Origin of the sequence: Streptomyces sp. NPDC058985, assembly GCF_042740985.1 — a bacterium.
Lineage (GTDB): Bacteria > Actinomycetota > Actinomycetes > Streptomycetales > Streptomycetaceae > Streptomyces.
The window spans coordinates 1-23651 of record NZ_JBHYJX010000004.1 but is presented as its reverse complement, the minus strand read 5'-3'; the positions used below and the strand labels follow the sequence as shown (position 1 = coordinate 23651).

At 72.6% G+C, this 23651-nt stretch carries 21 protein-coding genes; 9 read left to right on the top strand and 12 right to left on the bottom strand.

What is annotated here, in order from left to right; genetic code table 11:
• A partial coding sequence (locus tag ACFW01_RS04465; protein ID WP_384502351.1) for a MarR family winged helix-turn-helix transcriptional regulator occupies positions 1 to 442 on the bottom strand: 442 nt, incomplete at its 3' end.
• Positions 443 to 536: 94 nt separating this feature from the next.
• Here ACFW01_RS04465 and ACFW01_RS04460 point away from each other — a divergent pair.
• A complete protein-coding gene (locus ACFW01_RS04460; protein WP_234957207.1) occupies positions 537 to 1322 on the top strand; it encodes a class III extradiol ring-cleavage dioxygenase in 786 nt (261 codons plus the stop codon).
• Between the two features lie 16 nt (positions 1323 to 1338).
• On the opposite strand, the gene ACFW01_RS04455 is transcribed toward ACFW01_RS04460, so the two are convergent.
• Entirely contained in the window at positions 1339 to 1857 is a 519-nt protein-coding gene (locus ACFW01_RS04455; protein WP_234957208.1) for a GNAT family N-acetyltransferase, read from the bottom strand.
• Between the two features lie 181 nt (positions 1858 to 2038).
• Between ACFW01_RS04455 and ACFW01_RS04450 the strand changes: the two genes are divergently transcribed.
• Both ACFW01_RS04450 and ACFW01_RS04445 read left to right on the top strand, forming a co-directional pair.
• A complete protein-coding gene (locus ACFW01_RS04450) occupies positions 2039 to 3037 on the top strand; it encodes an RNA polymerase sigma factor RpoD/SigA (protein WP_161326716.1) in 999 nt (332 codons plus the stop codon).
• A gap of 386 nt (positions 3038 to 3423) precedes the next feature.
• The gene (locus tag ACFW01_RS04445) at positions 3424 to 4137 is read left to right on the top strand and encodes a TetR family transcriptional regulator (protein ID WP_234957209.1); all 714 of its coding nucleotides are present in this window, start codon (positions 3424 to 3426) and stop codon (positions 4135 to 4137) included.
• A gap of 168 nt (positions 4138 to 4305) precedes the next feature.
• On the opposite strand, the gene ACFW01_RS04440 is transcribed toward ACFW01_RS04445, so the two are convergent.
• Positions 4306 to 5283: a YafY family protein gene (locus ACFW01_RS04440; RefSeq protein WP_234957210.1), complete on the bottom strand. Its 978-nt coding sequence runs from the start codon at positions 5281 to 5283 to the stop codon at positions 4306 to 4308.
• Positions 5284 to 5345: 62 nt separating this feature from the next.
• On the opposite strand from ACFW01_RS04440, the gene ACFW01_RS04435 reads away from it, so the two are divergent.
• From ACFW01_RS04435 to ACFW01_RS04420, 4 genes are all read left to right on the top strand, one after another.
• On the top strand, positions 5346 to 6878 hold the full coding sequence (locus ACFW01_RS04435; protein ID WP_384502350.1) for an MFS transporter: 1533 nt from the start codon (positions 5346 to 5348) through the stop codon (positions 6876 to 6878).
• A 147-nt stretch (positions 6879 to 7025) separates the two neighbouring features.
• On the top strand, positions 7026 to 7787 hold the full coding sequence (locus ACFW01_RS04430; protein WP_384502349.1) for a DeoR/GlpR family DNA-binding transcription regulator: 762 nt from the start codon (positions 7026 to 7028) through the stop codon (positions 7785 to 7787).
• Entirely contained in the window at positions 7784 to 8731 is a 948-nt protein-coding gene (gene pfkB / locus ACFW01_RS04425) for a 1-phosphofructokinase (protein WP_234957213.1), read from the top strand. Before ACFW01_RS04430 ends, pfkB begins: the two co-directional genes overlap by 4 nt.
• Positions 8732 to 8852: 121 nt before the next feature.
• Positions 8853 to 10955, top strand: a complete 2103-nt coding sequence (locus ACFW01_RS04420) for a fructose-specific PTS transporter subunit EIIC (protein ID WP_384502348.1) — start codon at positions 8853 to 8855, stop codon at positions 10953 to 10955.
• A gap of 54 nt (positions 10956 to 11009) precedes the next feature.
• Here ACFW01_RS04420 and ACFW01_RS04415 read toward each other — a convergent pair whose 3' ends face one another.
• The 3 genes from ACFW01_RS04415 to ACFW01_RS04405 form a co-directional block, all read right to left on the bottom strand.
• The gene (locus tag ACFW01_RS04415) at positions 11010 to 11759 is read right to left on the bottom strand and encodes a DUF6227 family protein (RefSeq protein WP_234957215.1); all 750 of its coding nucleotides are present in this window, start codon (positions 11757 to 11759) and stop codon (positions 11010 to 11012) included.
• 217 nt (positions 11760 to 11976) lie between these two features.
• The gene (locus ACFW01_RS04410) at positions 11977 to 13011 is read right to left on the bottom strand and encodes a P1 family peptidase (protein ID WP_234957216.1); all 1035 of its coding nucleotides are present in this window, start codon (positions 13009 to 13011) and stop codon (positions 11977 to 11979) included.
• 46 nt (positions 13012 to 13057) lie between these two features.
• Positions 13058 to 14290: a low temperature requirement protein A gene (locus ACFW01_RS04405; RefSeq protein ID WP_234957217.1), complete on the bottom strand. Its 1233-nt coding sequence runs from the start codon at positions 14288 to 14290 to the stop codon at positions 13058 to 13060.
• A gap of 62 nt (positions 14291 to 14352) precedes the next feature.
• Here ACFW01_RS04405 and ACFW01_RS04400 point away from each other — a divergent pair, with 62 nt between their 5' ends.
• Complete coding sequence (locus ACFW01_RS04400; protein ID WP_122617522.1) at positions 14353 to 14529, top strand: hypothetical protein; 177 nt, start codon at positions 14353 to 14355, stop codon at positions 14527 to 14529.
• Positions 14530 to 14568: 39 nt separating this feature from the next.
• Here the strand turns inward: ACFW01_RS04400 and mscL are convergent, their stop codons facing one another.
• The 6 genes from mscL to ACFW01_RS04370 form a co-directional block, all read right to left on the bottom strand.
• Complete coding sequence (gene mscL / locus ACFW01_RS04395; protein ID WP_234957218.1) at positions 14569 to 15039, bottom strand: large conductance mechanosensitive channel protein MscL; 471 nt, start codon at positions 15037 to 15039, stop codon at positions 14569 to 14571.
• A 111-nt stretch (positions 15040 to 15150) separates the two neighbouring features.
• Complete coding sequence (locus ACFW01_RS04390) at positions 15151 to 15621, bottom strand: hypothetical protein (RefSeq protein ID WP_384502450.1); 471 nt, start codon at positions 15619 to 15621, stop codon at positions 15151 to 15153.
• A 442-nt stretch (positions 15622 to 16063) separates the two neighbouring features.
• Positions 16064 to 16906 (bottom strand): S-methyl-5'-thioadenosine phosphorylase, encoded by an 843-nt coding sequence (locus ACFW01_RS04385; RefSeq protein WP_234957220.1) that lies wholly within the window; start codon positions 16904 to 16906, stop codon positions 16064 to 16066.
• Between the two features lie 109 nt (positions 16907 to 17015).
• A complete protein-coding gene (locus tag ACFW01_RS04380; protein WP_234957221.1) occupies positions 17016 to 17348 on the bottom strand; it encodes an FmdB family zinc ribbon protein in 333 nt (110 codons plus the stop codon).
• Positions 17349 to 17415: 67 nt separating this feature from the next.
• Positions 17416 to 18732, bottom strand: a complete 1317-nt coding sequence (locus tag ACFW01_RS04375) for an MFS transporter (protein ID WP_234957222.1) — start codon at positions 18730 to 18732, stop codon at positions 17416 to 17418.
• A gap of 247 nt (positions 18733 to 18979) precedes the next feature.
• Positions 18980 to 20512: a potassium/proton antiporter gene (locus ACFW01_RS04370; protein WP_234957223.1), complete on the bottom strand. Its 1533-nt coding sequence runs from the start codon at positions 20510 to 20512 to the stop codon at positions 18980 to 18982.
• 278 nt (positions 20513 to 20790) lie between these two features.
• Between ACFW01_RS04370 and ACFW01_RS04365 the strand changes: the two genes are divergently transcribed.
• On the top strand, positions 20791 to 23586 hold the full coding sequence (locus ACFW01_RS04365; RefSeq protein ID WP_234957224.1) for a penicillin acylase family protein: 2796 nt from the start codon (positions 20791 to 20793) through the stop codon (positions 23584 to 23586).
• The last annotated feature ends 65 nt before the right edge of the window (positions 23587 to 23651 follow it).

Sequence of the window (23651 nt, the reverse complement as noted above, 5' to 3'; positions counted from 1 at the left end):
CGGCGACGATCCGCATGATCTCGCCGAGGGACTTCTGCTGTCCGGGGGTGAGCCGGTCGAAGACGGCCTGGCGCACGGCGTCCACGTGGCCCGGAGCGGTCCGGCTCAGCACCGCGTACCCCTCCTCCGTGAGGATGGCGAACTGGCCGCGCTTGTCGGAGGGGCAGTCCTCGCGGCGGACCCAGCCGTTCTTCTCCAGCCGGGCCACCGCGTGCGAGAGCCGGGAGCGGGTGATCTTCGCGTATCGGGCCAGCTCCGTCATCCGCAGCCGCCGCCGCGGCGACTCGGCCAGTTTGACCAGCAGGCCGTAGTAGACGTGCGGCATGCCCGCGTCGCGCTGGAGCTGCCGGTCGAGGTGGTCCTCCAGGAGGGTGGCGGCCTCGATGTAGGAGCGCCAGACGAGCTGCTCCTCGTCGGTGAGCCAGCGGGGTTCGTCGTTCATGGGTCCCACTCTACGAAACTACTCCTTGAAAGTTAAACAAGTTGGGGGTAGGTTGACGGCGTAGAGATTGAGAGTTCAAGTATCGGGAGCCGTCATGACCGCCGCCACGCAGGAGCGCATGCCCGCCCTCTACCTCAGCCACGGCGCCCCGCCGCTCGCCGACGACCCGGTCTGGCCCGGCGAACTCGCCGCGTGGGCCGCCGGACTGCCCCGGCCGAAGGCGATCCTCGTCGTCTCCGCCCACTGGGAGGAGTCCCCGCTGGCCCTCGGTGCCACCACGACCCTGCCCCTGGTGTACGACTTCTGGGGCTTCCCCGAGCACTACTACCGGGTGCGCTACGAGGCCCCCGGCGCCCCCGCGCTGGCCGAGTCGGTCCGCAAGCTGCTGCGCGCCCCCGGCACGCCCGTCCAGGACGTGCCCGGCCGCGGCCTCGACCACGGCGCCTACGTGCCGCTCGTCGAGATGTACCCGGGCGCCGACATCCCGGTCCTCCAGGTCTCCATGCCGACCCTCGACCCGGAACGGCTGATGGAGACCGGCCGCAGGCTCGCGCCGCTGCGCGACGAGGGCGTGCTGATCATCGGCTCCGGCTTCTTCACCCACAACCTGGCCGCGCTGCGCCAGGGTGGCGTCCCCTCCTGGTCCGCGGAGTTCGACGACTGGGGCCGGCGCGCGCTGGAGGACGGGGACGTGGACGGGCTGCTCGACTTCGCTCGCAAGTCCCCGGCGGGGCGGCTCGCCCATCCGCGCACCGAGCACTTCGCCCCCCTGTTCGTGACCATGGGTGCCGCGGACGCGGCCGGTGAGCTGGACCTGCGGCGGTCGGTGATCGAGGGGTTCTGGATGGGGCTGGCCAAGCGGTCCGTGCAGTTCGGCTGAGCGCCGGCCGGGCGGGCTACAGCGGCTTCTCGTACCAGGCCACGTCCCAGTAGCGGCCGAACTTGCGGCCGACCTCGCGGTAGGTGCCGACGTACCGGAAGCCGAAGCGCTCGTGCAGCCGGGCCGACGCCTCGTTGGGCTGGGCGACGCCCGCGTAGGCGCGGTGCAGGTCCTCACCGGCGAGCGCCTCGAAGAGGGACGTGTAGAGCAGCGTGCCCACGCCCCGGCCGCCGGCGCCCGGGGCGACGTAGACGGTGGTCTCCACCGAGGTCCCGTAGGCGGGCTTGGCGCGGTAGGGGCTGGAGGTGGCGTACCCCAGAATCTCCTGTGAGTCCGCGTCCGTGGCAACCCTCAGCCGGTACGGGCCGTCTTCAGGGTGGGAGAGCAGCCAAGGGCGGCGCTCTTCCACCGTGAAGGGCTCGGTGTCGAACGTGATGGGCGTCTCACGCACGTAGTGGTTGTAGAGGTCGGTGAGTGCCTTGAGGTCGTCCTCGACTCCCGGTCTGACCTGGACATCCGTACGCACCGTCGACATCTCGCCACCTCCTGCGGCGGCACAGGGTACTGCATGATCAGAAAAATCGAGGGACGGGTTGGGAATTCTGTCCGGATTCCAGTCGTTGTTTCCATCGGATGCAGGGCACCCGAGGAGAGTCCCCCACAGTGCCGAGCGTCCACCGGATCACTCGCTGAACCACCATCGCAAGGGAGCACGCATGGCAACCCGTGCCGTCGCCCGTCGTAAGTCCGCCACCGGCGAGACCTCCGGCGCGGCAACCAGCGTCCGCGCCAACGGCGGAGAGCTCGCCGACCGCGATCTGGTCGGCATGTACCTCGACGAGATCGCGCGTACACCGCTGCTCGACGCCGCCAAGGAGGTCGAGCTGTCCCAGACCATCGAGGCGGGTGTCTTCGCGCGGCAGGTCCTCGAAGGCTACGAGGAGACCGGGGCGGATGCCACCCGTGAGGAACTCCAGGCCCTGATCGACGAGAGCGAGCGGGCGAAGGACGTCTTCATCCGGTCCAACCTCCGTCTGGTCGTCGCGGTCGCCCGCCGCTACCCGCGCAGCGGACTGCCGCTGCTCGACCTGATCCAGGAGGGCAACGCCGGCCTGGTCCGCGCGGTCGAGAAGTTCGACTACCGCAAGGGCTTCAAGTTCTCGACCTACGCGACCTGGTGGATCCGTCAGGCCATCACCCGGTCCATCGCCGACCAGTCGCGCACCATCCGGCTGCCCGTCCACCTGGTGGAGGAGCTGGGCCGGATCCGCCGCGTGCAGCGCGAGTTCAACCGCGAGCACGGCCGCGAGCCGGAGCCCGCCGAGATCGCGGCCGAGCTGGGCTCGACCCCGGAGCGCGTCACCGACGTGCTCGACTGGGCCCGCGACCCGGTCTCGCTGAACATGTCGGTGGACGACGAGGGCGAGACCCAGTTCGGCGACCTGCTGGAGGACACCTCCGCCGTGTCGCCCGAGCAGTCGGTGCTGACCCTGCTGCGCAGCGAGGAGCTGGACGACCTGATCGGCCGCCTCGACCCGCGCACCGCCTCCATCATCAAGATGCGGTACGGCATCGTCGACGGCCGCGAGCGCACCCTGACCGAGGTCGGCAAGGAGCACGGCCTCACCCGTGAGCGCATCCGGCAGATCGAGAAGCACGCGCTGCTCGAGCTGAAGAAGCTGGCCCGCTCGACCGGCTTCGAGGCGGCGGCGTAGCGCCGGCGCGTGACCCGGCGGCGTAGCGACGGCGCGTGACGCGGGGGCGTGACGTGGCGGGTGGGGCGCACGCCGGTGGCCGAACCCCGCGCAAACATGGCCGTACAACGCTGCTTCAACCCGCGGGGGCCCGGGAAAAAGAACACCGGGCCCGCCCGCAGGCGGCCCGGAACCACCGGCCCGCGCCCCTTGAGGCCACGTCCCGACGCACTCCCCCCGGTGCCGGGACTTTCCCGAGCCGGGCTCGGCGCCCCTCCCCCCCGGGGTGCCGCAGCCCGGCTCCCTCTCTGCCGCGAGCCCGAACGGGCCGGCGGGACACCCCGAACCTGAACCCCGGGGTGGCCCGCCGAATGGCAGATTCTGCCACAGCGGCATAGCCTGCCGAAGTGAGCAGCACCATCCCCGCATTCCCCGACCCCGGGTCGGGACCGGTCTCCCTGACGGAACGGCGCAAGGCCGAGACCCGTATGGAGATCGCCCGCGCGGCGGCCCGCCTCTTCGTCGGCCAGGGCCTCAGAGCCACCCGGGCCGAGGACATCGCCCGCGCCGCCGGAATCGCCCCGCGCACCTTCTACCGCTACTTCGCGGCCAAGGAGGAGGCCGTCGCCCCGCTGTACGCCCTCGGCGCCGAGCGCTGGGTGCGGGCGGTCCGCGACGCCCCGGCCGAGCTGTCCCCGCCCGCGGCGCTGGAACACGCCGTGCGGCACACGCTGACCCCGGGCGCCGGAGTCTCGGCCGCCTCCTGGGAGTGGGCCCGCACCCTGATCCGCCTGGCCGGGAGCAGTCCGGCGCTGCGCAAGGTGTGGGCGGAGGTCTGCCACAGCACGGAACGCGGACTCGTGGAGGCGCTGGCCGCGCGGATGTCCGGCGGTGACGACAACGTTGCCGCACGCCTCGTGGCCTCGCCCCGGATCCACTTCGCGGCCGCCGTGGCGGGCGCCGCCGTGCGCGTCGCGGCGGAGCACTGGGCCATGTCCGCCGGGACGGCACGCAGCCCTCTGGAGCAGGCCCTGCGGAATCTGGAAACCCTGCGGGACTTCCCGTGGGAGAACGGGGAGAACGGGGAGGAAGGGGAGGGCGAGCCGCCGGGGCGGGACTGAGCCGGGCGGGGTTGAGCCGGGCAGGGCTGAGCCGGGCGGGGCGCCGGCGGAGCGTCGGTCCCCGGGCGGAGGTCGGGCCGTCGCAGGCGCGCGGTCCGGGGGAGGCGTCGGCCCCGATGCGCGCGAGGCGGCCCCGGCGCCGGTGCGCCGCCGCAGCCGCCGCCCGCGTCATCCCGTGCCGGACGGCGCGGCCCGCCCCAGCCGCGCACCCAGCTCCCTGACCCGGTCAGCCAGCTCCGCCGGCTGCCGGACCCGGAACTCCAGCCCCGTCATCGCCAGCCGCACCGCCATCCACTCGGGCGCGTCGGACACCGTCGCCCGCAGGACGCACGACGTGCCGCCGTCCACCGCCTCCGGCGTCCCGAGCCACTGCGGCAGCCGTGCCGCGACGGTCTCGGGCGGTTCGAGGAAGAGGACCTCCATCCCGTACGAGTCGCCCCGCCGCTGCATCGAGCGCCGCAGGTACTCGGCCGCGTCCCCGGTCGGCAGCTCCCGGGGGGTGAACCGGGCGCCGGTGGCGAACGGCTCGCTGACCCGGTCGACCCGGAAGGTCCGCCAGTCGTCGCGGTCGAGGTCGTAGGCGATGAGGTACCAGCGGCGTCCCGTCGACACCAGCCGGTACGGCTCCGTCACGCGCCGCGACTCGGTGCCGTCGCCCGCGCGGTAGGCGAACCGCAGCCGCTCGTGTCCGGCCACCGTCGAGGCCATGACGGTCAGTGTGCCGGGCGCGATGCTCGGGCCGTCCCCGCTGGTCAGCGGCGTGGTCGCGGCCTGCAGCGTGGTCACCCGGTGCCGCAGCCGGGACGGCAGCACCTGCTCCAGCTTGGCCAGCGCCCGCACCGACGCCTCGTCCAGGCCCTCGACCGCGTGTCCGGCGCCGGCGCGCAGCCCGACCGCGATGGCCACCGCCTCCTCGTCGTCGAGGACGAGCGGCGGCATCGCCTTGCCGGCCACCAGCCGGTAGCCGCCGTCCGCGCCCATGGTGGCCTGCACGGGGTAGCCCAGCTCGCGCAGCCGGTCGATGTCGCGCCGGACCGTGCGGCGGGAGACCCCGAGCCGGTCGGCCAGCTCGCCGCCGGGCCATTCGCGGGGCGTCTGGAGGAGGGAGAGGAGCGTCAGCAGCCGGGCCGGAGTGTCCGTCGTCATGGCACCGAGGATGCCGCACATCTAGGACGTGATCCGTCCTACTGCCCTCCTAACTTCCTCGCATGACCTTCACGCAGACCCCGGACACGCCACCCGCCCCGTCCGCTTCACCCGCCCCGCCCGGGGGCGACCGCCGCCGCTGGTTCGCCCTCGCGATCGTGATGACCGCGGCCTTCATGGACCTGGTCGACGTCACCATCGTCAACATCGCGATCCCGTCGATCCAGCGGGACGAGGGCGCCTCCGTCAGCCAGATCCAGTGGATAACGGCCGGCTACGCCCTCGCCTTCGCCGCCGGTCTGATCACCGGCGGTCGGCTCGGCGACATCCACGGCCGCAAGCGGGTGTTCCTCATCGGCATCGCCGGGTTCACCCTGGCGTCCGCGCTGTGCGGCCTGGCGGTGAACCCGGAGATGCTGGTCGCCTCCCGCATCCTCCAGGGCGCCATGGCGGCGCTGATGGTGCCGCAGGTCCTGTCGATCGTGCACGCCACCTTCCCCGCGCACGAACGCGGCAAGGTGTTCGGGCTGTTCGGCGCGATCGTCGGACTCGGCGCCGTCTCCGGCCCGCTGCTGGGCGCCCTGCTCACCGAGTGGAACCTCTTCGGCCTCGAATGGCGCCCCATCTTCCTCATCAACCTGCCGGTCGGCGTCGCGGGACTCGTCCTCGGCAGCCGCTTCATCACGGAGTCCAAGGCACCGCGCGCCCTGCGGCTGGACCTGGTCGGGGTCGCCCTGGTCACCCTCGGCATGCTGATGCTGGTCTACCCGCTCACCCGCGGTGAGGAGCTGGGCTGGCCGCTGTGGGGGTACCTGTCGATGGCCGGCTCGCTCGTGGTCCTCGCGGTGCTGGTGGCGTACGAGCGGCGCAAGAGCGCGCGGGACGGCTCGCCGCTGGTCGAGCTGTCGCTGTTCCGGGTGAAGAGCTTCGCGGCCGGGATCGCCGTGCAGACCGTCTTCGGTATCGCGCTCGGCGTCTTCTTCCTGGTGTGGACGCTGTACATGCAGGTGGGACTCGGCTGGAGCGCGCTGCGGGCCGGGCTCACCGGAGTGCCGTTCTCGATCGCCGTCTCGGTGGCGGCCGGGGTGTCGGTGCAGCTGCTGGTCCCCCGCTTCGGGCGCGGGGTACTCCAGGCGGGCGCGCTGGTGATGGCGGCCGGAGTGCTGCTCTACATCTGGGAGGCCGGGCGCTACGGCCTCGGCATCGCGTCCTGGCAGATGGCGCTGCCGCTCACCGTGATGGGCCTCGGCATGGGCCTGATCGTCGCGCCGCTGACCGACGCGGTGCTGTCCCAGGTGCCGCGTGAGCACGCCGGCGCCGCGTCCGGGCTCATCAACACCGTGCAGCAGATGGGCAACGCGCTCGGCCTCGGCCTGGTGTCGGTGGTCTTCTTCGGCACGATGAGCGACCACCTCACCCCCGCCCGCCTGGGCCCGGCCTACGCGGACGCCTTCCAGAACGCGCTGGGCTGGGTGGCCGGGGTGATGGCCGTCATCTTCCTGCTGATGTTCGCGCTGCCCAAGCGGCCCGCGCAGCACGTGGAGGGGGCCGAGGCGGCGGAGCCGGCGCAGGAGAAGGAGCCCGCGCTGCTCTGAGCCCGGCCGCCCGGGGCCACGCAGCTCATGCCCGTTCATGCCCGAGTGTGTCCGACCGCCTGTGTTTCTCTGTTTACATTCCGGAAAACCGGGGTTAGCCTCCCGGGAGAAACCACAGGTTCGGGCACAGTTCGGAGGTGAACGGTCATGTACGCAGCGGAGCGGCAGCAGGAGATCCTCCGGCTCGCCCGGGACAGTGGCCGGGTGGACGTGGTGTCGCTCGCCGAGGAGTTCCAGGTGACGGCGGAGACCATCCGCCGCGACCTCACGGCGCTCGACCGCGCCGGACTGCTCCGCCGGGTGCACGGCGGCGCGATCCCCGCCGGGCGGCTCGACTTCGAGCCCGACCTCGCCGAGCGCGAGTCCACCGCCGCCGACGAGAAGGACCGGATCGCCAAGGCGGCCCTGGCCGAACTGCCCACCGAGGGCACGCTGATCCTCGACGCCGGCTCGACGCTGGCCCGCATGGCGGCGGCGCTCCCGGCGGAGAGCTCGCTGACCGTCGTCACCCACAGCCTGCCCATCGCCGCCCGCCTCGCCGACCACCCCGGCATCCAGCTCCACCTGGTCGGCGGCAGGGTCCGGCACCGTACCCGCGCCGCCGTGGACGCCTGGGCGCTGCGCGCGTACGGCGAGATCCGCGCCGACGTCACGGTGGTGGCGGCCAACGGCTTCTCCGTCGAGTACGGACTGACCACCCCCGACCTCGCCGAGGCCGCCGTCAAGCGGGCCGCCGTGGCCGCCGCCCGCCGTGCGGTGCTGGTCGCCGACTCCTCGAAGTACGGCCAGGAGCACTTCGCCCGCTTCGGCGCCCTGCACGACGTGGACCTGCTGATCACCGACAGCGGGCTGAGCCCCGAGGACGCGGCCGACGTCGAGCGCGCCGGCACGGAAGTGGTACGCGCATGATCCTCACCGTCACCCCCAACCCGTCCCTGGACCGCACCTACGAGGTGCCGGCGCTCGACCGAGGCGAGGTCGTCCGGGCCACGGGCGAGCGCGTGGACCCGGGCGGCAAGGGCGTGAACGTGTCGCGGGCGGTGGCGGCGGCCGGCCGGCGCACGGTGGCGGTGCTGCCGCTCGGCGGGGCGCCGGGAGCGCTGGTCGCCGACCTGCTGGACTCCCAGGGCATCGAGGTCGCGCCGGTGCCGATCGCCGGGGCCACCCGCTCCAACATCGCGCTCGCCGAGGCCGACGGCGTCCTGACGAAGATCAACGCGCCGGGTCCCGAACTGTCGCCCGCCGAACGGGAACTGCTCCTGGAGACGGTACGGAGCCAGTCGCCCGGCGCCGACTGGATCGCCTGCTGCGGCAGCCTGCCCCGCGGCCTCGCCCCTTCCTGGTACGCCGAGCTGGTCGCCCGGGCGCACGCCGCCGGAGCCCGCATCGCGCTGGACACCTCGGGGCCCGCCCTGCTCCAGGCCCTGCGCGAGCGGCCCGACGTGGTCAAGCCGAACGCCGAGGAACTCGCGGAGGCCGTCGGACGCCCCCTCGCCACGGTCGGCGACGCCGTGAAGGCCGCCGAGGAACTGCGGGAGCTGGGCGCCCGGTCCGTGCTCGCCAGCCTGGGCGCCGACGGGCAACTGCTCGTGGCCGAGGACGGCACCTGGTTCGGCACCGCCCGCGTGGACGCCGTCCGCAGCAACGTGGGCGCCGGCGACTCCTCCCTCGCCGGATTCCTGATCGCCCGGGGAGCGGGGCCCGGCGCCCTCGCCTCCGCCGTCGCGCACGGCGCCGCCGCCGTCCGGCTGCCGGGCAGCGTGATGCCGACGCCGGACGACCTGGATCCGTCCGCCGTGACGGTCACCACCGAGGTACCGACGGACCGCGCCCTGCGGGAGCCGACGCCATGACCCCCGGCCACATCCCCGGCCACATCCCCGGCCACATCCCCGGCCTCCACCGAAGCGCCCCCCTCCCCGCCCCCGCCCCGCACCCCGTGTTCCGGGCGATACGCGAGCTAAGGAGCCCGCGATGAGCGACATGATCAGTGCGGACCTGGTCGATCTCGACCTGTCCGCCGACACCAAGGAAGCGGCGGCGCGCGCCCTCGCCGAGCGGATGGCGGCCCGGGGCCGGGTGACCGACCTGGAGGGCTTCCTCGCCGACGTGGCCGCCCGTGAGGCGCAGATGCCGACCGGCCTCGACGGCGGCATCGGCATCCCGCACTGCCGCAGCGAGCACGTCACCGAGCCCACGCTGGCCTTCGGGCGCAGCGCGCGGGGCATCGACTTCGGGGCGGCGGACGGCCCGGCCGACCTGGTCTTCCTGATCGCCGCACCGGCGGGCGCCGACGACGCCCACCTGACGATCCTCTCCTCCCTGGCCCGGCAGCTGATGAACGCCGAGTTCACGGACGCGCTGCGCGCGGTGGGCGACCCGGCGGACGCGGCGGCGCTGATCCGCGGCGAGGAGCCCGCGGCCGCCGCCGACGAGGACTCCGCCGTCGGGGTCTCCGCCAACGAGGACTCCGTGGCGACCCCGGCGGCGGCCTCCGCCGGGGCCGCCACGGTCGGCACCGGCGAGCGGGAGGCCCCCGGACCGCCCGAGCGCCCCTTCCGGATCGTCGCCGTCACCTCCTGCCCCACCGGCATCGCGCACACCTACATGGCCGCCGAGTCGCTGGAGAACGCGGGCCGTGAGGAAGGCGTCGAGGTCGCCGTCGAGACCCAGGGCTCGGCCGGGTTCGACCGGCTGGACCCCGCGGTGATCGCGGCGGCGGACGGCGTGATCCTCGCCCACGACGTGCCGGTGCGCGAGAAGGACCGCTTCGCCGGGAAGCCCACCGTCGACACCGGCGTCAAGGCCGCCATCAACCGGCCGGGCGAGCTGATCGGCGAGGTCCGCGGGAAGGCGGCCCGCGGCGAGGTCACGGCGGCCGGGGCGACGGCCTCGCCCGGTTCCGCCGGTGCGACGCCGGTCGAGCGGGGCGGCGAGTCCGGCGAGGGGTACGGAACGAAGCTCCGCAAGTGGCTGATGTCCGGAGTCAGTTACATGGTCCCCTTCGTCGCCGCGGGCGGTCTGCTGATCGCCCTGGGCTTCGCGATCGGCGGCTACGAGATCAACAAGGCGCCGTCCGTGATGGACCACTTCGGGTGGACCCAGGCGGACAGCTGGGCGGCCCTGCTGTTCCAGATCGGCGGCGTGGCCTTCGCCTTCCTCGTCCCGGTGCTGGCCGGCTACATCGCCTACGGCATGGCCGACCGGCCGGGCCTGGTCCCCGGCTTCGTCGGCGGCTCGATCGCGCTGACCGTCGACGCGGGCTTCCTCGGCGGTCTGGCGGCCGGTCTGATCTCGGGTGCCGTGGTGCTGGCCGTCCAACGGGTGCGCATCCCGAAGGCGTTGCGCGGCATCATGCCGGTGGTGGTGATCCCGCTGGTCTCGGCGGCGATCGTCGGGTTCCTGATGTTCGTGGTGATCGGCAAACCGATCGCGTCCGCCCAGTCGGCGATGACCGACTGGCTGAACGGCCTGTCCGGCGCCAACGCCATCCTGCTCGGCGCGCTCCTCGGCCTGATGATGTGCTTCGACCTCGGCGGCCCGGTCAACAAGGTCGCCTACACCTTCGCCACCGCGGGCATCGCGGTCGCCAGTCCCAGCGACTCGGCCATGAAGATCATGGCGGCGGTGATGGCGGCCGGCATGGTCCCGCCGCTGGCGATGGCCCTGGCCACCACCGTGCGCGGCCGGCTCTTCAACGCCGCCGAGCGCGAGAACGGCAAGGCCGCCTGGGTGCTGGGCGCCTCCTTCATCTCCGAGGGCGCGATCCCGTTCGCCGCGGCCGACCCGCTGCGGGTCATCCCGTCCTCGATGGTGGGCGGCGCGGTCACCGGCGCCCTGTCGATGACCTTCGGGGCCACGCTGCGGGCCCCGCACGGCGGCATCTTCGTGGTCCCGCTGATCGGCAACCCGCTGCTCTACCTGCTCGCCATCGCGGCCGGCGTCTGCGTCACCACGGCCCTGGTGATCGTCCTCAAGGGCCTGCGCACACCGGCGCGGGGGACGACGGCCCAGGGGCCCGGCGGTGCGGACCCGTCGGCCCAGGCACCCGGGGCGAAGCAGCCGGTGGCCGCGTAGAGCCCGGGCGGCCGGACGCTCCCGCCGTCACGCTCACCGCTTATCGCTTACCGCTCAGGAGGAGAGCTGCGCGGCCCGTCGCTCCATCGCGCGGCGGGCCGCGTCCTCGCTGGCGTAGACCTCGCACATGTGCCGGCCGTCGGGCGTGGCCGTGTGCTCGACCTCCCAGAGGGAGACCTCGGCGCCGTCCCGGAGCAGGAACGCGTGCTCGTAGAGCGAGAACCCGGCCCGGGCGCGGCCCGCGCGGCCGGGACCGCCGAAGGCCTGGATGATCTGGTGCGCGGACGCCGTGGCCAGCAGCTCGGCCAGCTCGGACCCCGGCCGGTCCGTGTTCTCCGCACGGCGCAGCAGCCGGCGGGCGTGGTCCGCCGAGGCGTCGGAGACGTAGGTGTGCCGGGGGGCCGGGACCGGGGAGTGGTGCACCTGCACCGGCAGTTCGAAGTCCGGCGTCTCCGGTGGCAGCGCCAGCCGGGAGGTCGCGGTGCGCAGCTCCTCGTCGTCCAGGTACACCTCGTGCTGCGGTTCACCGCCCGGAACGGTGTTGTGCACCAGCTCCCAGAGGGTGAGCGCCGAACCGTCGGCGAGCAGCCAGGTGTGCCGGTACGTCTCACGGTGCAGCCCCGCGCTGTGGTGCGCGGAGTGCAGGGAACCGTCGTGCGCCAGCGCGCAGTCCAGGCTCCGTATCGTCTCGTCGGGCAGTTCGAACGAGTTCAGGGCGCGACCCAGCAGCCGCATGAGGTGCTCCTCCGGAGACTCGGGCGACTCGGGTGGCTCGTACGCTGCCGTCTCGTACGGAACGCTCAAGGTTTCTCCCGGCGTTGCTGCATGTCACCTTGTGGGTGCATACCGTAGCCCCTCGATCGGACATCATGTCCGGGAACCGAGAAAACGTACGCACGGAAAACCCGCGAGCCGCGCGAAAAGTTCCCGCGCGACCCGACCTTCCGTCAAAATCCGCTGGTCAACGACCGGTCGGACGGTATCCGCCGCAACCTTTCCACACCGCCCGGCCGTTCCCCCGTCACCCGCCGTACAGCTCCCCGTACGACGGCCAGGCCCCGCCCGGTCCGTCCACCGGCCCGGCGGCCCGGACCGCGCGGACGATCGCACGCGTCACCATGTCCGCGCCCGCCGCCAGCACCTCGTTCAGCGCGAGTGGCTGCCCCTCGGCCAGCGGGTGCGCTCCGGTCGCCAGCGCGAACACGGTGTCCCCGTCGCTGAGCAGGTGCACCGGCCGGACGGCGCGCGCGATCCCGTCGTGCGCCGTGCCGGCCAGCTTCTGCGCCTGCGCCTTCGACAGGTCGGCGTCGGTGGCGACCACGGCGAGCGTGGTGTTCAACGGCGGCGGTGCGTTCCTCGCCGCGACCTCCGCCAGGCGCCGCCCCGCCGCCTCGTGCACCTCCGGCGCCGGGTACGGGACCCGCCCGCCGCCGAACAACTCCCCGTACAGCACCCCCGTCTCCGGATCCGTCACCGACCCCGCCGCGTTGGCCACCACCAGCGCCGCCACCGTGATGCCCGAGTCCAGCACGGTGCTCGCGGTGCCGACCCCACCCTTCAGCGTGCCGACCACGGCCCCCGTGCCCGCCCCGACGCATCCCTGCGGCACCCCGGCGCCGGGGGAGTCCGCACTCGCCTGCGCCGCCTCGACGGCCGCCCGTCCCGTGGCGGCGTCCGGCCTGGCCCGGAAGTCGCCGCCGCGCCCCAGGTCGAAGACGCAGGCCGCGGGCACCACCGGCACCACGTGCGCGGGGTCCGGCCCGACGCGCACCCCGCGTCCCCGCTCCTCCAGCCAGGCCATCACCCCCGACGCCGCGTCGAGCCCGTACGCGCTGCCGCCGGTCAGCACCACCGCCTGAACCCGCTGCACCAGGTTGCGCGGATCGAGCGCGTCGGTCTCCTTGGTGCCGGGGCCCCCGCCGCGCACGTCCACGGCCGCCACCGCCCCCTCCTCCGGAGCGAGCACCACCGTCGTCCCCGTGAGCCATCCGTCGCCGCGCCGCGTCGCGTGCCCCACCAGCAGACCCGCGACGTCCGTCAATGCGTCAACTGTCATACCGCCAGTCTCGTCCACGCCGGCGGCCGGGGCGGGCCGCACCCGGTCAGGCGGCGGACGGCGCCGCGCCCCGCCGCCGCCCGGTGTGCCGCGCGGTCAGCGTCACGCCGGCCGCCACGGTCAGCGCCAGGACGACTCCGGCCACCAGCACCGCCACGTCCCCGAGGAAGGTGCAGCAGATCACCAGCAGCGCGGCGGTCGGCAGCACCAACTGCTCGGCGATGCCCACCTTGAAGTGCCGTGCGTGCAGCGCCCACACCGTGACCAGGAACAGCGCCGTCGGCAGGGTCACCGCCGCGGACGCCGCGAGCGTGGAGATGTGCGCCGCGCCCACCGCCTGTTCCACGGCCACCTCCAGTCCCGCCCCGATCGCCGCCGCCGAGGCGAATACCAGGTAGTGGCCGTAGCCCCACACGAACGCCTGCCTGTTGGATCTCAGATGGGTGTGGACGGGGACCACGAAGTAGATCCACCAGGCGGAGAAGACGATGAGGAGCCCGCCCGCCGCGATCGGCAGCACCTCGCCCAGGGCGTCGTTCTCCTCGATGCCCGACTTCACCGCCACCGTGGCCGCCGCGATGGTCTCGCCGAGCACGATGATCGTGAACAGCCCGTACCGCTCGGAGATGTGGTGCGGATGCCAGGACGACATGTGCCCGCGCTCGGCGAACACCGGCACGCACAGCTCCAGCACCACCATCGCCAGGAACAGCCAGCCCCGGCCGCCCTCCGGCAGGACCAGCAGTCCCAGCCAGCCGACCTGGCAGACCAGCACGCCCCCGGCGTACCTCAGGGCCATCGCGCGCTCCGCCGCCCCGGCCGTGCGCGCCGCCCTGAGCCACTGCGCCGACATGGCGACCCGCATGATCACGTAGCCGAGGACGACGGCCACGTAGTCGTGCTCCTCGAAGGCCCGGGAGACGCCCGCCGCCAGCACCAGCACACCGGCCATCTGCACCAGGGTGACGATCCGGTAGAGCACGTCGTCGTTGTCGTAGGCCGAGGCGAACCAGGTGAAGTTCATCCACGCCCACCAGATGGCGAAGAAGACCATCGCGTAGTCGAGAACGCCCTCGCCGGCATGGCCCTCGGCGACCGAGTGCACCAGTTGCACGCCCGCCTGGGCGATGGCGACGACGAAGCACAGGTCGAAGAAGAGCTCGAGCGGTGTGGCGGAACGGTGCGCCTCCTGCCGCCCGCGGGCCTTCAGCCTGCGGACAGGGGGGCGGGCGCCGGGCGGTCCCGAGGGTGCGCCCGCGGGCTGGGGACTGGACGTCATGGCTCCCAGCACAGCAGAGACGACGCCGGTCCGCTTGTGGAGCGGGGCCGTACCCTGGACCCATGAGTACCGCCCCCGAACCCGAGCCGCGCGCGCCCAGGCCGGCGCTGGTCTTCGACGACCCGCTGGACCAGCAGACGTCGGACGATACCGACCGCGGCTGGGGCGAGCGGCCCGAGGGCGACAGCGCGGCCGACCTGAAGCGCTTCCTCGACGAGAAGCCGCCGCACCACCTGTGAGCCGCGCGGGCCCCCGCCCGGCGGCTGCCGCCGCTGCCGCTAGGAGCGGTCGTGCCCCGAGCCGCGCTGCGCGACCAGCTCGTCCCGGATCTCCTTGAGCACCTCCAGCTCGGTGACCTCGATGATCTCCTCGGCGCTCTCCTTGGCCTTGCGGCGGGCCTCCTGCCGGGCCAGGTACTTCGCCATGGGCAGGACCATCAGGAAGTAGACGACGGCCGCGGTGATCAGGAACGAGAGCGTGGCGCCCAGCACCGAGCCCCACAGGATCCGCACGCCCGTCGCGGTGTCGCCGGTCCCGGTGCACGGGCCCTTCAGGCAGGAGCTGTAACTGTCCAGGCTCTGCGTGCCGAACGCCCCGATCAGCGGGTTGATGACCCCCTTCACCACCGAGTTGACGATGTTGGTGAAGGCGGCGCCGATGACGACCGCCACCGCCAGGTCGATGACGTTTCCGCGCATCAGGAAGGCCTTGAAGCCCTGCCAGAGACTCGGGTCGCTCTTCTCGCTCACGGTGGACGTTCTCCTCGCTTGAACAGGTGTTGGAATGGAGCGCTCCGCAACCTACGTCAGCGTTGGGCCGTCCTGTCCAATCCGGCCCCTCGAACGAGGGACTTGACGGCCTCAGCACAGAGTCACCGCCAACCGCCCCGTGGTACCCGCGCCGACCAGCCGGTGAGCGGTGTCGCGGTCCACCGACACCACGACCAGCGCCCCGCCCGCCGCCCCGTCCACAGGCTCCGGCACCTTCGTCACCCGCGCCCCGCGCGCGATCACGGAGGCGTCGCCGGCGTCCTCGGTCGCGACCACGTCGACGCGGTCGCCCGGACCGAGCAGCCGTACCGTCTCCGCGTCCGCGATCCGTACCGGCGCCGCCACAAGCCGCGGGCCGGGCCGCTCGCGCGTCTGTTCGGCCACCGGATGTCCGCGTGCCCGCCCCGGGTCCGGCCCAGCGGCCCCCGGCTGCGGGCCCGCGGCCACCAGCGCCGCGGCGGTGACGGCGAGCCCGGCGGCCACGACGCGCCGCCGGTGCCGGACGAGCCGGTGCAGGCGGTGCCGTCCGCCGCGCACCCGCACCGGGGCGAAGGGCGGCACCACGCCGGTGGGTGGCGCGTCGGTGCCGAGCGGGGACGGGCCGGGGAAGGGAAGGACGGAACGGGACACGGTGACCACCACCTGCGACGAGGGATCGGCTTGCGCTCCCACGATGAGGCTTTTCGCCGGACCCCGCCGAGACCCGTGGACCACCGCCCGCTTGTGGACAACTCCGCCACCCGAAGGGGACGTTCCGCCTGAACCGGAGAGCCGTCCCCGTCTCGCCCTGCGGAGGCGCGTCCCCCGGCCATTCCGCCTTGCGGAGGCGCGTCCCCTGGCCGTTCCGTCCTGCGGAGGCGCGTCCCCTGGCCGTCCTGTCCTGCGGCGGCGCGTCCCCTGGCCGTCCTGTCCTGCGGCGGCGCGTCCCCTGGCCGTCCTGTCCTGCGGCGGCGCGTCCCCCGGCCGTCCCGTCCTGCGGCGGCGCGTCCCCCGGCCATCCCCCCTACGGCAGCACGATCCCCGGATCCATCCCGCCCAGCGCCGCCCCGCACGGGCAGTCCCGCTCCCCGGTCGCCGGCAGTGCGGCCACCGCGTCGAACAGGACGCCCCGGAGCCGGTCCACGTTGGCCGCGAACACCCGCAGCACCTCCTCGTGCGAGACGCCCTCACCGCTCTCGGCGCCGGCGTCGAGGTCGGTGACGAGGGTCAGGGAGGTGTAGCAGAGCTCCAGTTCACGGGCGAGGGCCGCCTCCGGGTGACCGGTCATGCCCACTACCGACCAGCCCTGGGCCCGGTGCCACAGGGACTCCGCCCGGGTGCCGAAGCGCGGCCCCTCGACCACGACCAGGGTGCCGCCGTCCACGGCTTCCCAGTCCCTTCCCCGCGCCGCCTTCAGCGCGGCGGCCCGCCCGGTGGGGCAGTACGGGTCGGCCAGCGACACGTGCACCACGTTGGGCACGGTGCCGTCGGGCAGCGGCAGTCCGTCGAAGTACGTCGACGGGCGGGACCTGGTCCGGTCGACGAACTGGTCCGGCACCAGCAGCGTGCCCGGCCCGTACTCCGGACGCAGGCCGCCGACCGCGCACGGGCCGAGGACCTGGCGCGCGCCGACCGAGCGCAGCGCCCACAGGTTGGCCCGGTAATTGATCCGGTGCGGCGGCAGATGGTGGCCGCGACCGTGCCGGGGGAGGAAGGCGACCCGCCGGCCGGCGATCTCGCCGAGGAAGAGCGAGTCGCTGGGCGGCCCGTACGGGGTGTCCACCTCGACCTCGGTCACGTCGTCGAGGAACGAGTAGAAACCGGAGCCGCCGATCACGCCGATCTCGGCATTCACCTTGTTCGCCATGTCCGCACCCTAACCGGCCCGGGAAACGCCGAGGACCCCGTCGTCGTACGACGACAGGGTCTCGTAAGAACCTGGTGCGGCCGGGCGCTTCCCGCGTCCGGCCCGGAGCCTACGCGGCGGTGGTGCTGGAGGAGGAGCTACCGGAGCCGGAGGACGACGAGGACGAACCCGAGCCGGAGGCCGACGACGAGGACGAACCCGAGTCCGAGGACGCGGAGGACGACGCCCCGGACTTCGACGACGCCGGCGAGCTGCTCGACGAGCTGCCGCGGCTGTCGTTGCGGTAGAAGCCGGAACCCTTGAAGACGATGCCGACCGCCGAGAACACCTTCTTCAGGCGGCCCTGGCAGTTCGGGCACTCGGTGAGGGCGTCGTCGGTGAACTTCTGCACCGCCTCGAGGCCCTCGCCGCACTCGGTGCACTGGTACTGGTACGTCGGCACTGTCTTCCTCCTGGCACTCTCACTCGATGAGTGCTAACGACGGTCCATAGTGACGTATTCCTCGGGATCAGTCCACTGCGACGGGCTCGCGGTGACCGACGCCACGTGCGACCGTGCGCCCCTGGGGCCGGGAGGCCAGCCGTGAGCGCAGTGCCACCAGGACCGCCAGCGCGAGCACCGTGCCGCCCATCGGCACCAGGAATCCGGCCCCGTTCCAGAACCCGTCCTCCAGCTGTCCCGCGACGGTCACCGCCAGCGCCTGCCCGAGGGCGACGGCGCCGGTCAGCCAGGTGAAGGCCTCGGTGCGGGCACCGGCCGGGACCAGGCCCTCCACCAGGGTGTAGCCGGTGACGATGGCGGGCGCGACGCAGATGCCGACCAGCAGACCGAGGCCGGCCAGCACGAGCACCGACTGCGCCGCCCACAGACCGGAGGCGGTCAGCGCGAGGGCGGCGTAACCGATCAGGAGGCGCCGCTGCGGGGCGACCTTCCAGGCGATGGCGCCGCAGGCCAGGCCGGAGAGCATGTTTCCGGCGGCGAAGACGCCGTAGAGGACGCCGTTCAGGCCGGGCTCGCCGATCGACTCGGTGAACGCGGCCAGCGACACCTGCATGCCGCCGAAGACGGAGCCGACGCCCAGGAAGGCGACGATGAGAACGCGCACCCCGGGGACGCGCAGCGCGGAAACGTGCTCCCCGCGCGCGTGCGCGCCGTCGGCCCCGCCGACCTCGGGCTGCGTGCTCTTCTGCGCGGCGAACAGCAGACCGCCCACCAGGGTGAGCGCGGCCTCGGTGACCAGGCCCGCGGCCGGGGCGATGCCCGTGCACAGGGCGGTCGCCAGCAGCGGGCCGAGGACGAAGGTCAGCTCGTCGGTGACGGACTCGAAGGCGGCGGCGGTGCTCATCAGGGGGGAGCCCTTGAGCTTGACGCCCCAGCGGGCCCGCACCATCGGCCCGACCTGCGGCACCGACGCACCCGCGGGCACGGCGGCGGCGAACAGCGCCCACAGCGGTGCGTCCGCGAGCGCGAGGACGGTCAGGGTCAGGCCGGACGCCGCGTGCACGAGTACGCCGGGCAGCAGGACGGCGCGCTGTCCGTAGCGGTCGGCGAGCCGTCCGCTGTAGGGGGCGAACAGGGCCATGGAGACGCCGGTGACGGCCGCGACGGCGCCCGCGACGCCGTAGGAGCCCGTGGTGTGCTGCACGAGCAGCACGATGGAGATCGTCAGCATGGCGAACGGCTGGCGGGCCGCGAAACCGGGGAGCAGGAACGTCCAGGCGCCGCGGGTGCGCAGCAGCTGTCCGTATCCAGGGCGGGCGGAGGCGGACGCGGTGTGCGGCGCTGCCTCCGGCGACTTCTTCGACGGGGTGACCGTGGATGCCACGGCCGTGCCTTTCTGCCGCCTGGTAGCGCGGTCCGCCTCGCGGCTGTCGCCGTGCGGGAGCGCCGAGAGCTGTCCTCTTGCGCGGACTGCGGTAGATGCCGGAGCCCGTGCGGATGAGGGGGCGTGCCGGCCGCCATACGGTCGCGCCAGCTCTGCATCAGACAGAGTTGGTTCGATCAGGTGCCGCACTCATCGTACAGGGATCAAGAGGGGCACAACCGTGTGAAAGCGAGCACCTCTCAGCCGCTCACCGGTGACGGCCGCCGTTGTCCCCCGTGCCCAGCCAGCCGGCCAGCTTGCCGCCGGCGCCGACCGCGCGCAGCCGTGCCTCGGCCGCGTCGCGGACGGGGTCCGTGGCGACCACGAGGAGTTCGTCCCCGCGCCGCAGTCCCGTCGTGGGCAGCGGCACGAACGACTTCCCGTCGCGCACGACCAGCGTGACCGCGGAGCCGGGCGGCAGCCGCAGCTCGCTGACCTCGACGCCGTGCATCCTCGAGCCCTCGGGGATCGTCACGGACAGCAGGTGTCCGCGCAGCCGCTCCAGGGGTGCCGACTCGATGCCGAGGTCGGCGGCCTCGTCGCTCTTGCCCAGGCGCAGCTTGCGGGCCAGCCAGGGCAGCGTGGGCCCCTGGACCAGGGTGTAGACGACGACCAGGACGAAGACGATGTTGAAGATCCGGCGGCTGCCGGCGACGCCCTCCACCATGGGGATCGTCGCCAGGATGATGGGCACCGCGCCGCGCAGTCCGGCCCAGGACATGAGGGCCTGCTCCCGCCACGGCACCCGGAAGGGCACCAGGCACAGCACGACGCTCAGGGGACGCGCCACCATGGTGAGCACCAGCCCGATGACCAGGGCGGGCAGGATGTCGTCGCCCAGTTCGTGCGGGGTGACCAGCAGGCCGAGCAGGACGAACATGCCGATCTGGGCGAGCCAGCCGAGCCCGTCGGCGAATCCGCGGGTGGCCGGCCAGTGCGGCAGCCGGGCGTTGCCCATCACCATCGAGGCGAGGTAGACGGCCAGGAAGCCGCTGCCGTGCGCCAGGGCGCCGGCCGCGTAGGCCGCTACGGCGATGGAGAGGACGGCGATGGGGTAGAGGCCCGAGGCGGGCAGTGCCACGTGCCGCAGTCCCCACGCCCCCAGCCAGCCCACCGCGAGCCCGATGGCGGCACCGATGGCCAGCTCCAGGGCGATCTCGCCGAGCAGCACGTACCAGTGCTCGATCGGGCCGGCCGCGGAGAAGGCGACCACGAGGATGACCACCGGGGCGTCGTTGAAGCCCGACTCGGCCTCGAGCGTGCCCACTATGCGCGAGGGCAGCGGGATCCTGCGCAGCACGGAGAAGACCGCGGCCGCGTCCGTGGAGGACACCACGGCGCCGACGATCAGTGCCTGCCGCCACTCCAGCCCCGTCAGGTAGTGCGCGCCCGCCGCCGTCACGCCGACGCTGACCGCGACCCCGGCCAGCGCCAGTGCGGAGGCGGCCGGCAGCGCCGGTTTCGCCTCCTTCCACTTCGTGCCGAGTCCGCCCTCGGCCAGGATCACGACCAGGGCGGCGTACCCGATGACCTGGACCAGTTCGGCGTTGTCGAAGTGGATGTCGCCGATGCCGTCCTGGCCCATGGCGACGCCGATGGCCAGGTAGACGAGCAGGCTGGGGAGCCCGCTGCGCGAGGAGATCCGTACCGCCGCGACGGCGATGAGCAGGACGAGCGAGCAGACGAGCAGGAGCTGGTTGAGGTGGTGGACAGTCAGCGGCCGTTCCCTTCCCTGGCGCACAGCACGGAATCACAGCGCGGGCGAGTGCGCGCGTTCGGCGCGCGAGGCGCACCACCCATGGCACAAGAAGCCACCATGCTCTGCGGACAACTACTTCGTTACCTTACCTAACTCTTGACGCTTTCTTGACGCTCTTCTTGGCAAGATCGAACGCTCGTGCGCCGCGGTACCCCACTCCGCGTCAAGGGCTGGCCGGGCCTGCGCCTAGAGTTGCTCCAGCGCTCAGTACAAAGCACAGCCCGCCCCTGCCGCTCGTGTATAGGACAGCAAGGACAGCGATGCCCCCCAACACCACCGCCTCCACGGGTCAGCAGCCCGGCACGTCCGGCAGGAAGAAGGGGCGCAAAGGGCGCCTGCTCGTCCTCGTGCTGGTGCTGGCCATCATCGGCGGCCTCGCCTACGGGGCGTACTGGTCCATCAGCACCGTCCGCGCGTCCTTCCCGCAGACCAAGGGCTCGATCACGCTGGACGGACTGTCGGGTCCGGTCGACGTCAAGCGCGACGGTTACGGCATCCCGCAGGTCTACGCCTCCACCGACGAGGACCTGTTCATGGCGCAGGGCTACGTCCAGGCGCAGGACCGGTTCTACGAGATGGACGTGCGCCGGCACATGACCGGCGGGCGCCTGTCGGAGATGTTCGGCAAGAGCCAGGTCGACAACGACGAGTTCCTGCGCACCCTGGGCTGGCACCGGGTGGCGAAGAAGGAGTACGACGAGAAGCTGTCGGACTCCACGAAGAAGTACCTCCAGGCGTACGCCAAGGGAGTCAACGCCTACCTGAAGGGCAAGGACGGCAAGGACATCTCCCTGGAGTACGCCGCCCTCGGCTTCACCAACGACTACAAGCCGCAGGAGTGGACCCCGGTCGACTCGGTGGCCTGGCTCAAGGCGATGGCCTGGGACCTGCGCGGCAACATGCAGGACGAGGTCGACCGCGCCCTGATGACCAGCCGTCTCGGTCCCAAGCAGATCGCCGACCTGTACCCGGCGTATCCGTACGACCGGAACAAGGCGATCGTCCAGGAGGGCCAGTACGACGAGCTGACCCGGACGTTCGACGGCGGCGGCCCGTCCGGCGGCGACGACGCCTCGTCCGGCTCCGGAACGGGCACGGGTACCGGGACCGGCACAGGGATAGGCACAGGTACCGGGACCGGTACGGGTACGGGCAACGCCCTCGAAGGCCAGCTCTCCGGCCTCCAGGACGTCCTGGACGACCTCCCCACCGCCGTCGGCGTGAACGGCAACGGCATCGGCTCCAACTCCTGGGTCGTGTCCGGCAAGCACACCATCACCGGACAGCCGCTGCTGGCCAACGACCCGCACCTGTCCCCGTCCCTGCCGTCCGTCTGGTACCAGATGGGCCTGCACTGCCGGACCGTCTCCGCGAAGTGCCAGTACGACGTGTCCGGCTACACCTTCGCGGGCATGCCCGGCGTCGTCATCGGCCACAACCAGCAGATCGCCTGGGGCCTGACCAACTCCGGCGTCGACGTCACCGACCTCTACCTGGAGAAGATCACCGGCGAGGGCTACCAGTACGACGGCAAGGTGGTGCCCTTCCAGACGCGGCGCGAGACCATCAAGGTCGCCGGCGGTGAGTCCAAGACCATCGTCGTGCGCGAGACCAACAACGGTCCGCTCCTGTCCGACCGCGACAGCGAACTGGTGCAGACCGGCAAGAAGGCCACCGTCGACACCGCCGCCCCCGACCGCGGCGACGGCTACGGCGTCGCGCTGCGCTGGACCGCGCTCGACGCGGGCAACACGATGGACTCCGTCTTCGCGATCGACCGGGCCAGGAACTGGGACGACTTCCGCGAGGCCGCCACCCTCTTCGACGTGCCCTCGCAGAACCTGGTCTACGCCGACAGCGAGCACATCGGCTACACCCTGCCCGGCAAGATCCCGGTGCGCGCCGAGGGCCACGACGGTTCGGTCCCGGCGCCGGGCTGGAGCCCCGAGTACCGCTGGACCGGCGAGTACATCGACCAGGACGAGCTGCCCTACGAGTACGACCCGGAGCGCGGCTACATCGTGACCGCCAACCAGGCCGTCGTCGGCGAGGACTACCCGTACACGCTGACCACGGACTGGGGCTACGGCACCCGCAGCCAGCGCATCACCTCCCTGATCGAGCAGAAGATCAAGGACGGCGGCAAGATCTCCACCGACGACATGCGTCAGATGCAGCTGGACAACAGCAGCGAGATGGCCAAGCTGCTCGTGCCCCAGCTGCTCAAGATCGACGTCGGCGACAAGGACGTCCGCGAGGCGCAGAAGCTGCTGGAGGGCTGGGACTACACCCAGGACGCCGACTCGGCCGCCGCCGCGTACTTCAACGCCGTCTGGCGCAACGTCCTCAAGCTGGCCTTCGGCAACAAGCTCCCCAAGGAGCTGCGGGTCAAGGGCCAGTGCCTGTGGGTCGACCCGGTCAACACCACCGGGCCCGCGGACGAGGTCGACAAGGTCCGCGAGTGCGGCCGGCGCGACGCCGACCAGGCCCAGCCGGACGGCGGCGACCGCTGGTTCGAGGTGGTCCGCACCCAGATGCAGAACCCGAAGAGCGACTGGTGGACCACGCCGGACTCCGGCGCCCGCGACGGCGCCGAGAAGAACCGGGACGACCTGTTCGAGCGGGCCATGATCGACGCCCGCTGGGAGCTGACCGCCAAGCTCGGCAAGGACATCGACACCTGGAACTGGGGCCGGCTGCACCGCCTGTTCCTGAACAACCAGACCCTGGGCACCGAGGGCCCCGGCTTCGTGAAGTACGCCCTCAACCGCGGCCCGTGGAAGCTCAGCGGCGGCGAGGCCGCGGTCAACGCCGCCGGCTGGAACGCGGCCGGCGGCTACGGGGTGGTGTGGGTGCCGTCCATGCGGATGGTGGTCAACCTCGGCGACCTCGACAAGTCCCGGTGGATCAATCTCACCGGAGCCTCCGGACACGCCTACAGCGCCCACTACACCGACCAGACGGACAAGTGGGCCGACGGTGAACTGCTGCCGTGGGCCTTCTCCAAGAAGGCGGTCGACGAGAGCACGAGCGACACCCTGGTGCTCAAGCCGTAGGCGGCACCGGCGAGACGGAGACGGGGCCCCCCCCCCCCGCGGGGGCCGGGGGGGGGGGGGATAAA

Bases quoted from the DNA above. Each gene is read 5' to 3' on its own strand.
- ACFW01_RS04410 (WP_234957216.1), bottom strand. From the start codon at position 13,011: ATGACAGTTGACGCATTGACGGACGTCGCGGGTCTGCTGGTGGGGCAC.
- ACFW01_RS04460 (WP_234957207.1), top strand. From the start codon at position 537: ATGACCGCCGCCACGCAGGAGCGCATGCCCGCCCTCTACCTCAGCCAC.
- ACFW01_RS04385 (WP_234957220.1), bottom strand. From the start codon at position 16,906: ATGGCGAACAAGGTGAATGCCGAGATCGGCGTGATCGGCGGCTCCGGT.
- pfkB (WP_234957213.1), top strand. From the start codon at position 7,784: ATGATCCTCACCGTCACCCCCAACCCGTCCCTGGACCGCACCTACGAG.
- ACFW01_RS04440 (WP_234957210.1), bottom strand. From the start codon at position 5,283: ATGACGACGGACACTCCGGCCCGGCTGCTGACGCTCCTCTCCCTCCTC.
- ACFW01_RS04435 (WP_384502350.1), top strand. From the start codon at position 5,346: ATGACCTTCACGCAGACCCCGGACACGCCACCCGCCCCGTCCGCTTCA.
- ACFW01_RS04400 (WP_122617522.1), top strand. From the start codon at position 14,353: ATGAGTACCGCCCCCGAACCCGAGCCGCGCGCGCCCAGGCCGGCGCTG.
- ACFW01_RS04420 (WP_384502348.1), top strand. From the start codon at position 8,853: ATGAGCGACATGATCAGTGCGGACCTGGTCGATCTCGACCTGTCCGCC.
- ACFW01_RS04430 (WP_384502349.1), top strand. From the start codon at position 7,026: ATGTACGCAGCGGAGCGGCAGCAGGAGATCCTCCGGCTCGCCCGGGAC.
- ACFW01_RS04450 (WP_161326716.1), top strand. From the start codon at position 2,039: ATGGCAACCCGTGCCGTCGCCCGTCGTAAGTCCGCCACCGGCGAGACC.
- ACFW01_RS04455 (WP_234957208.1), bottom strand. From the start codon at position 1,857: ATGTCGACGGTGCGTACGGATGTCCAGGTCAGACCGGGAGTCGAGGAC.
- ACFW01_RS04365 (WP_234957224.1), top strand. From the start codon at position 20,791: ATGCCCCCCAACACCACCGCCTCCACGGGTCAGCAGCCCGGCACGTCC.
- ACFW01_RS04405 (WP_234957217.1), bottom strand. From the start codon at position 14,290: ATGACGTCCAGTCCCCAGCCCGCGGGCGCACCCTCGGGACCGCCCGGC.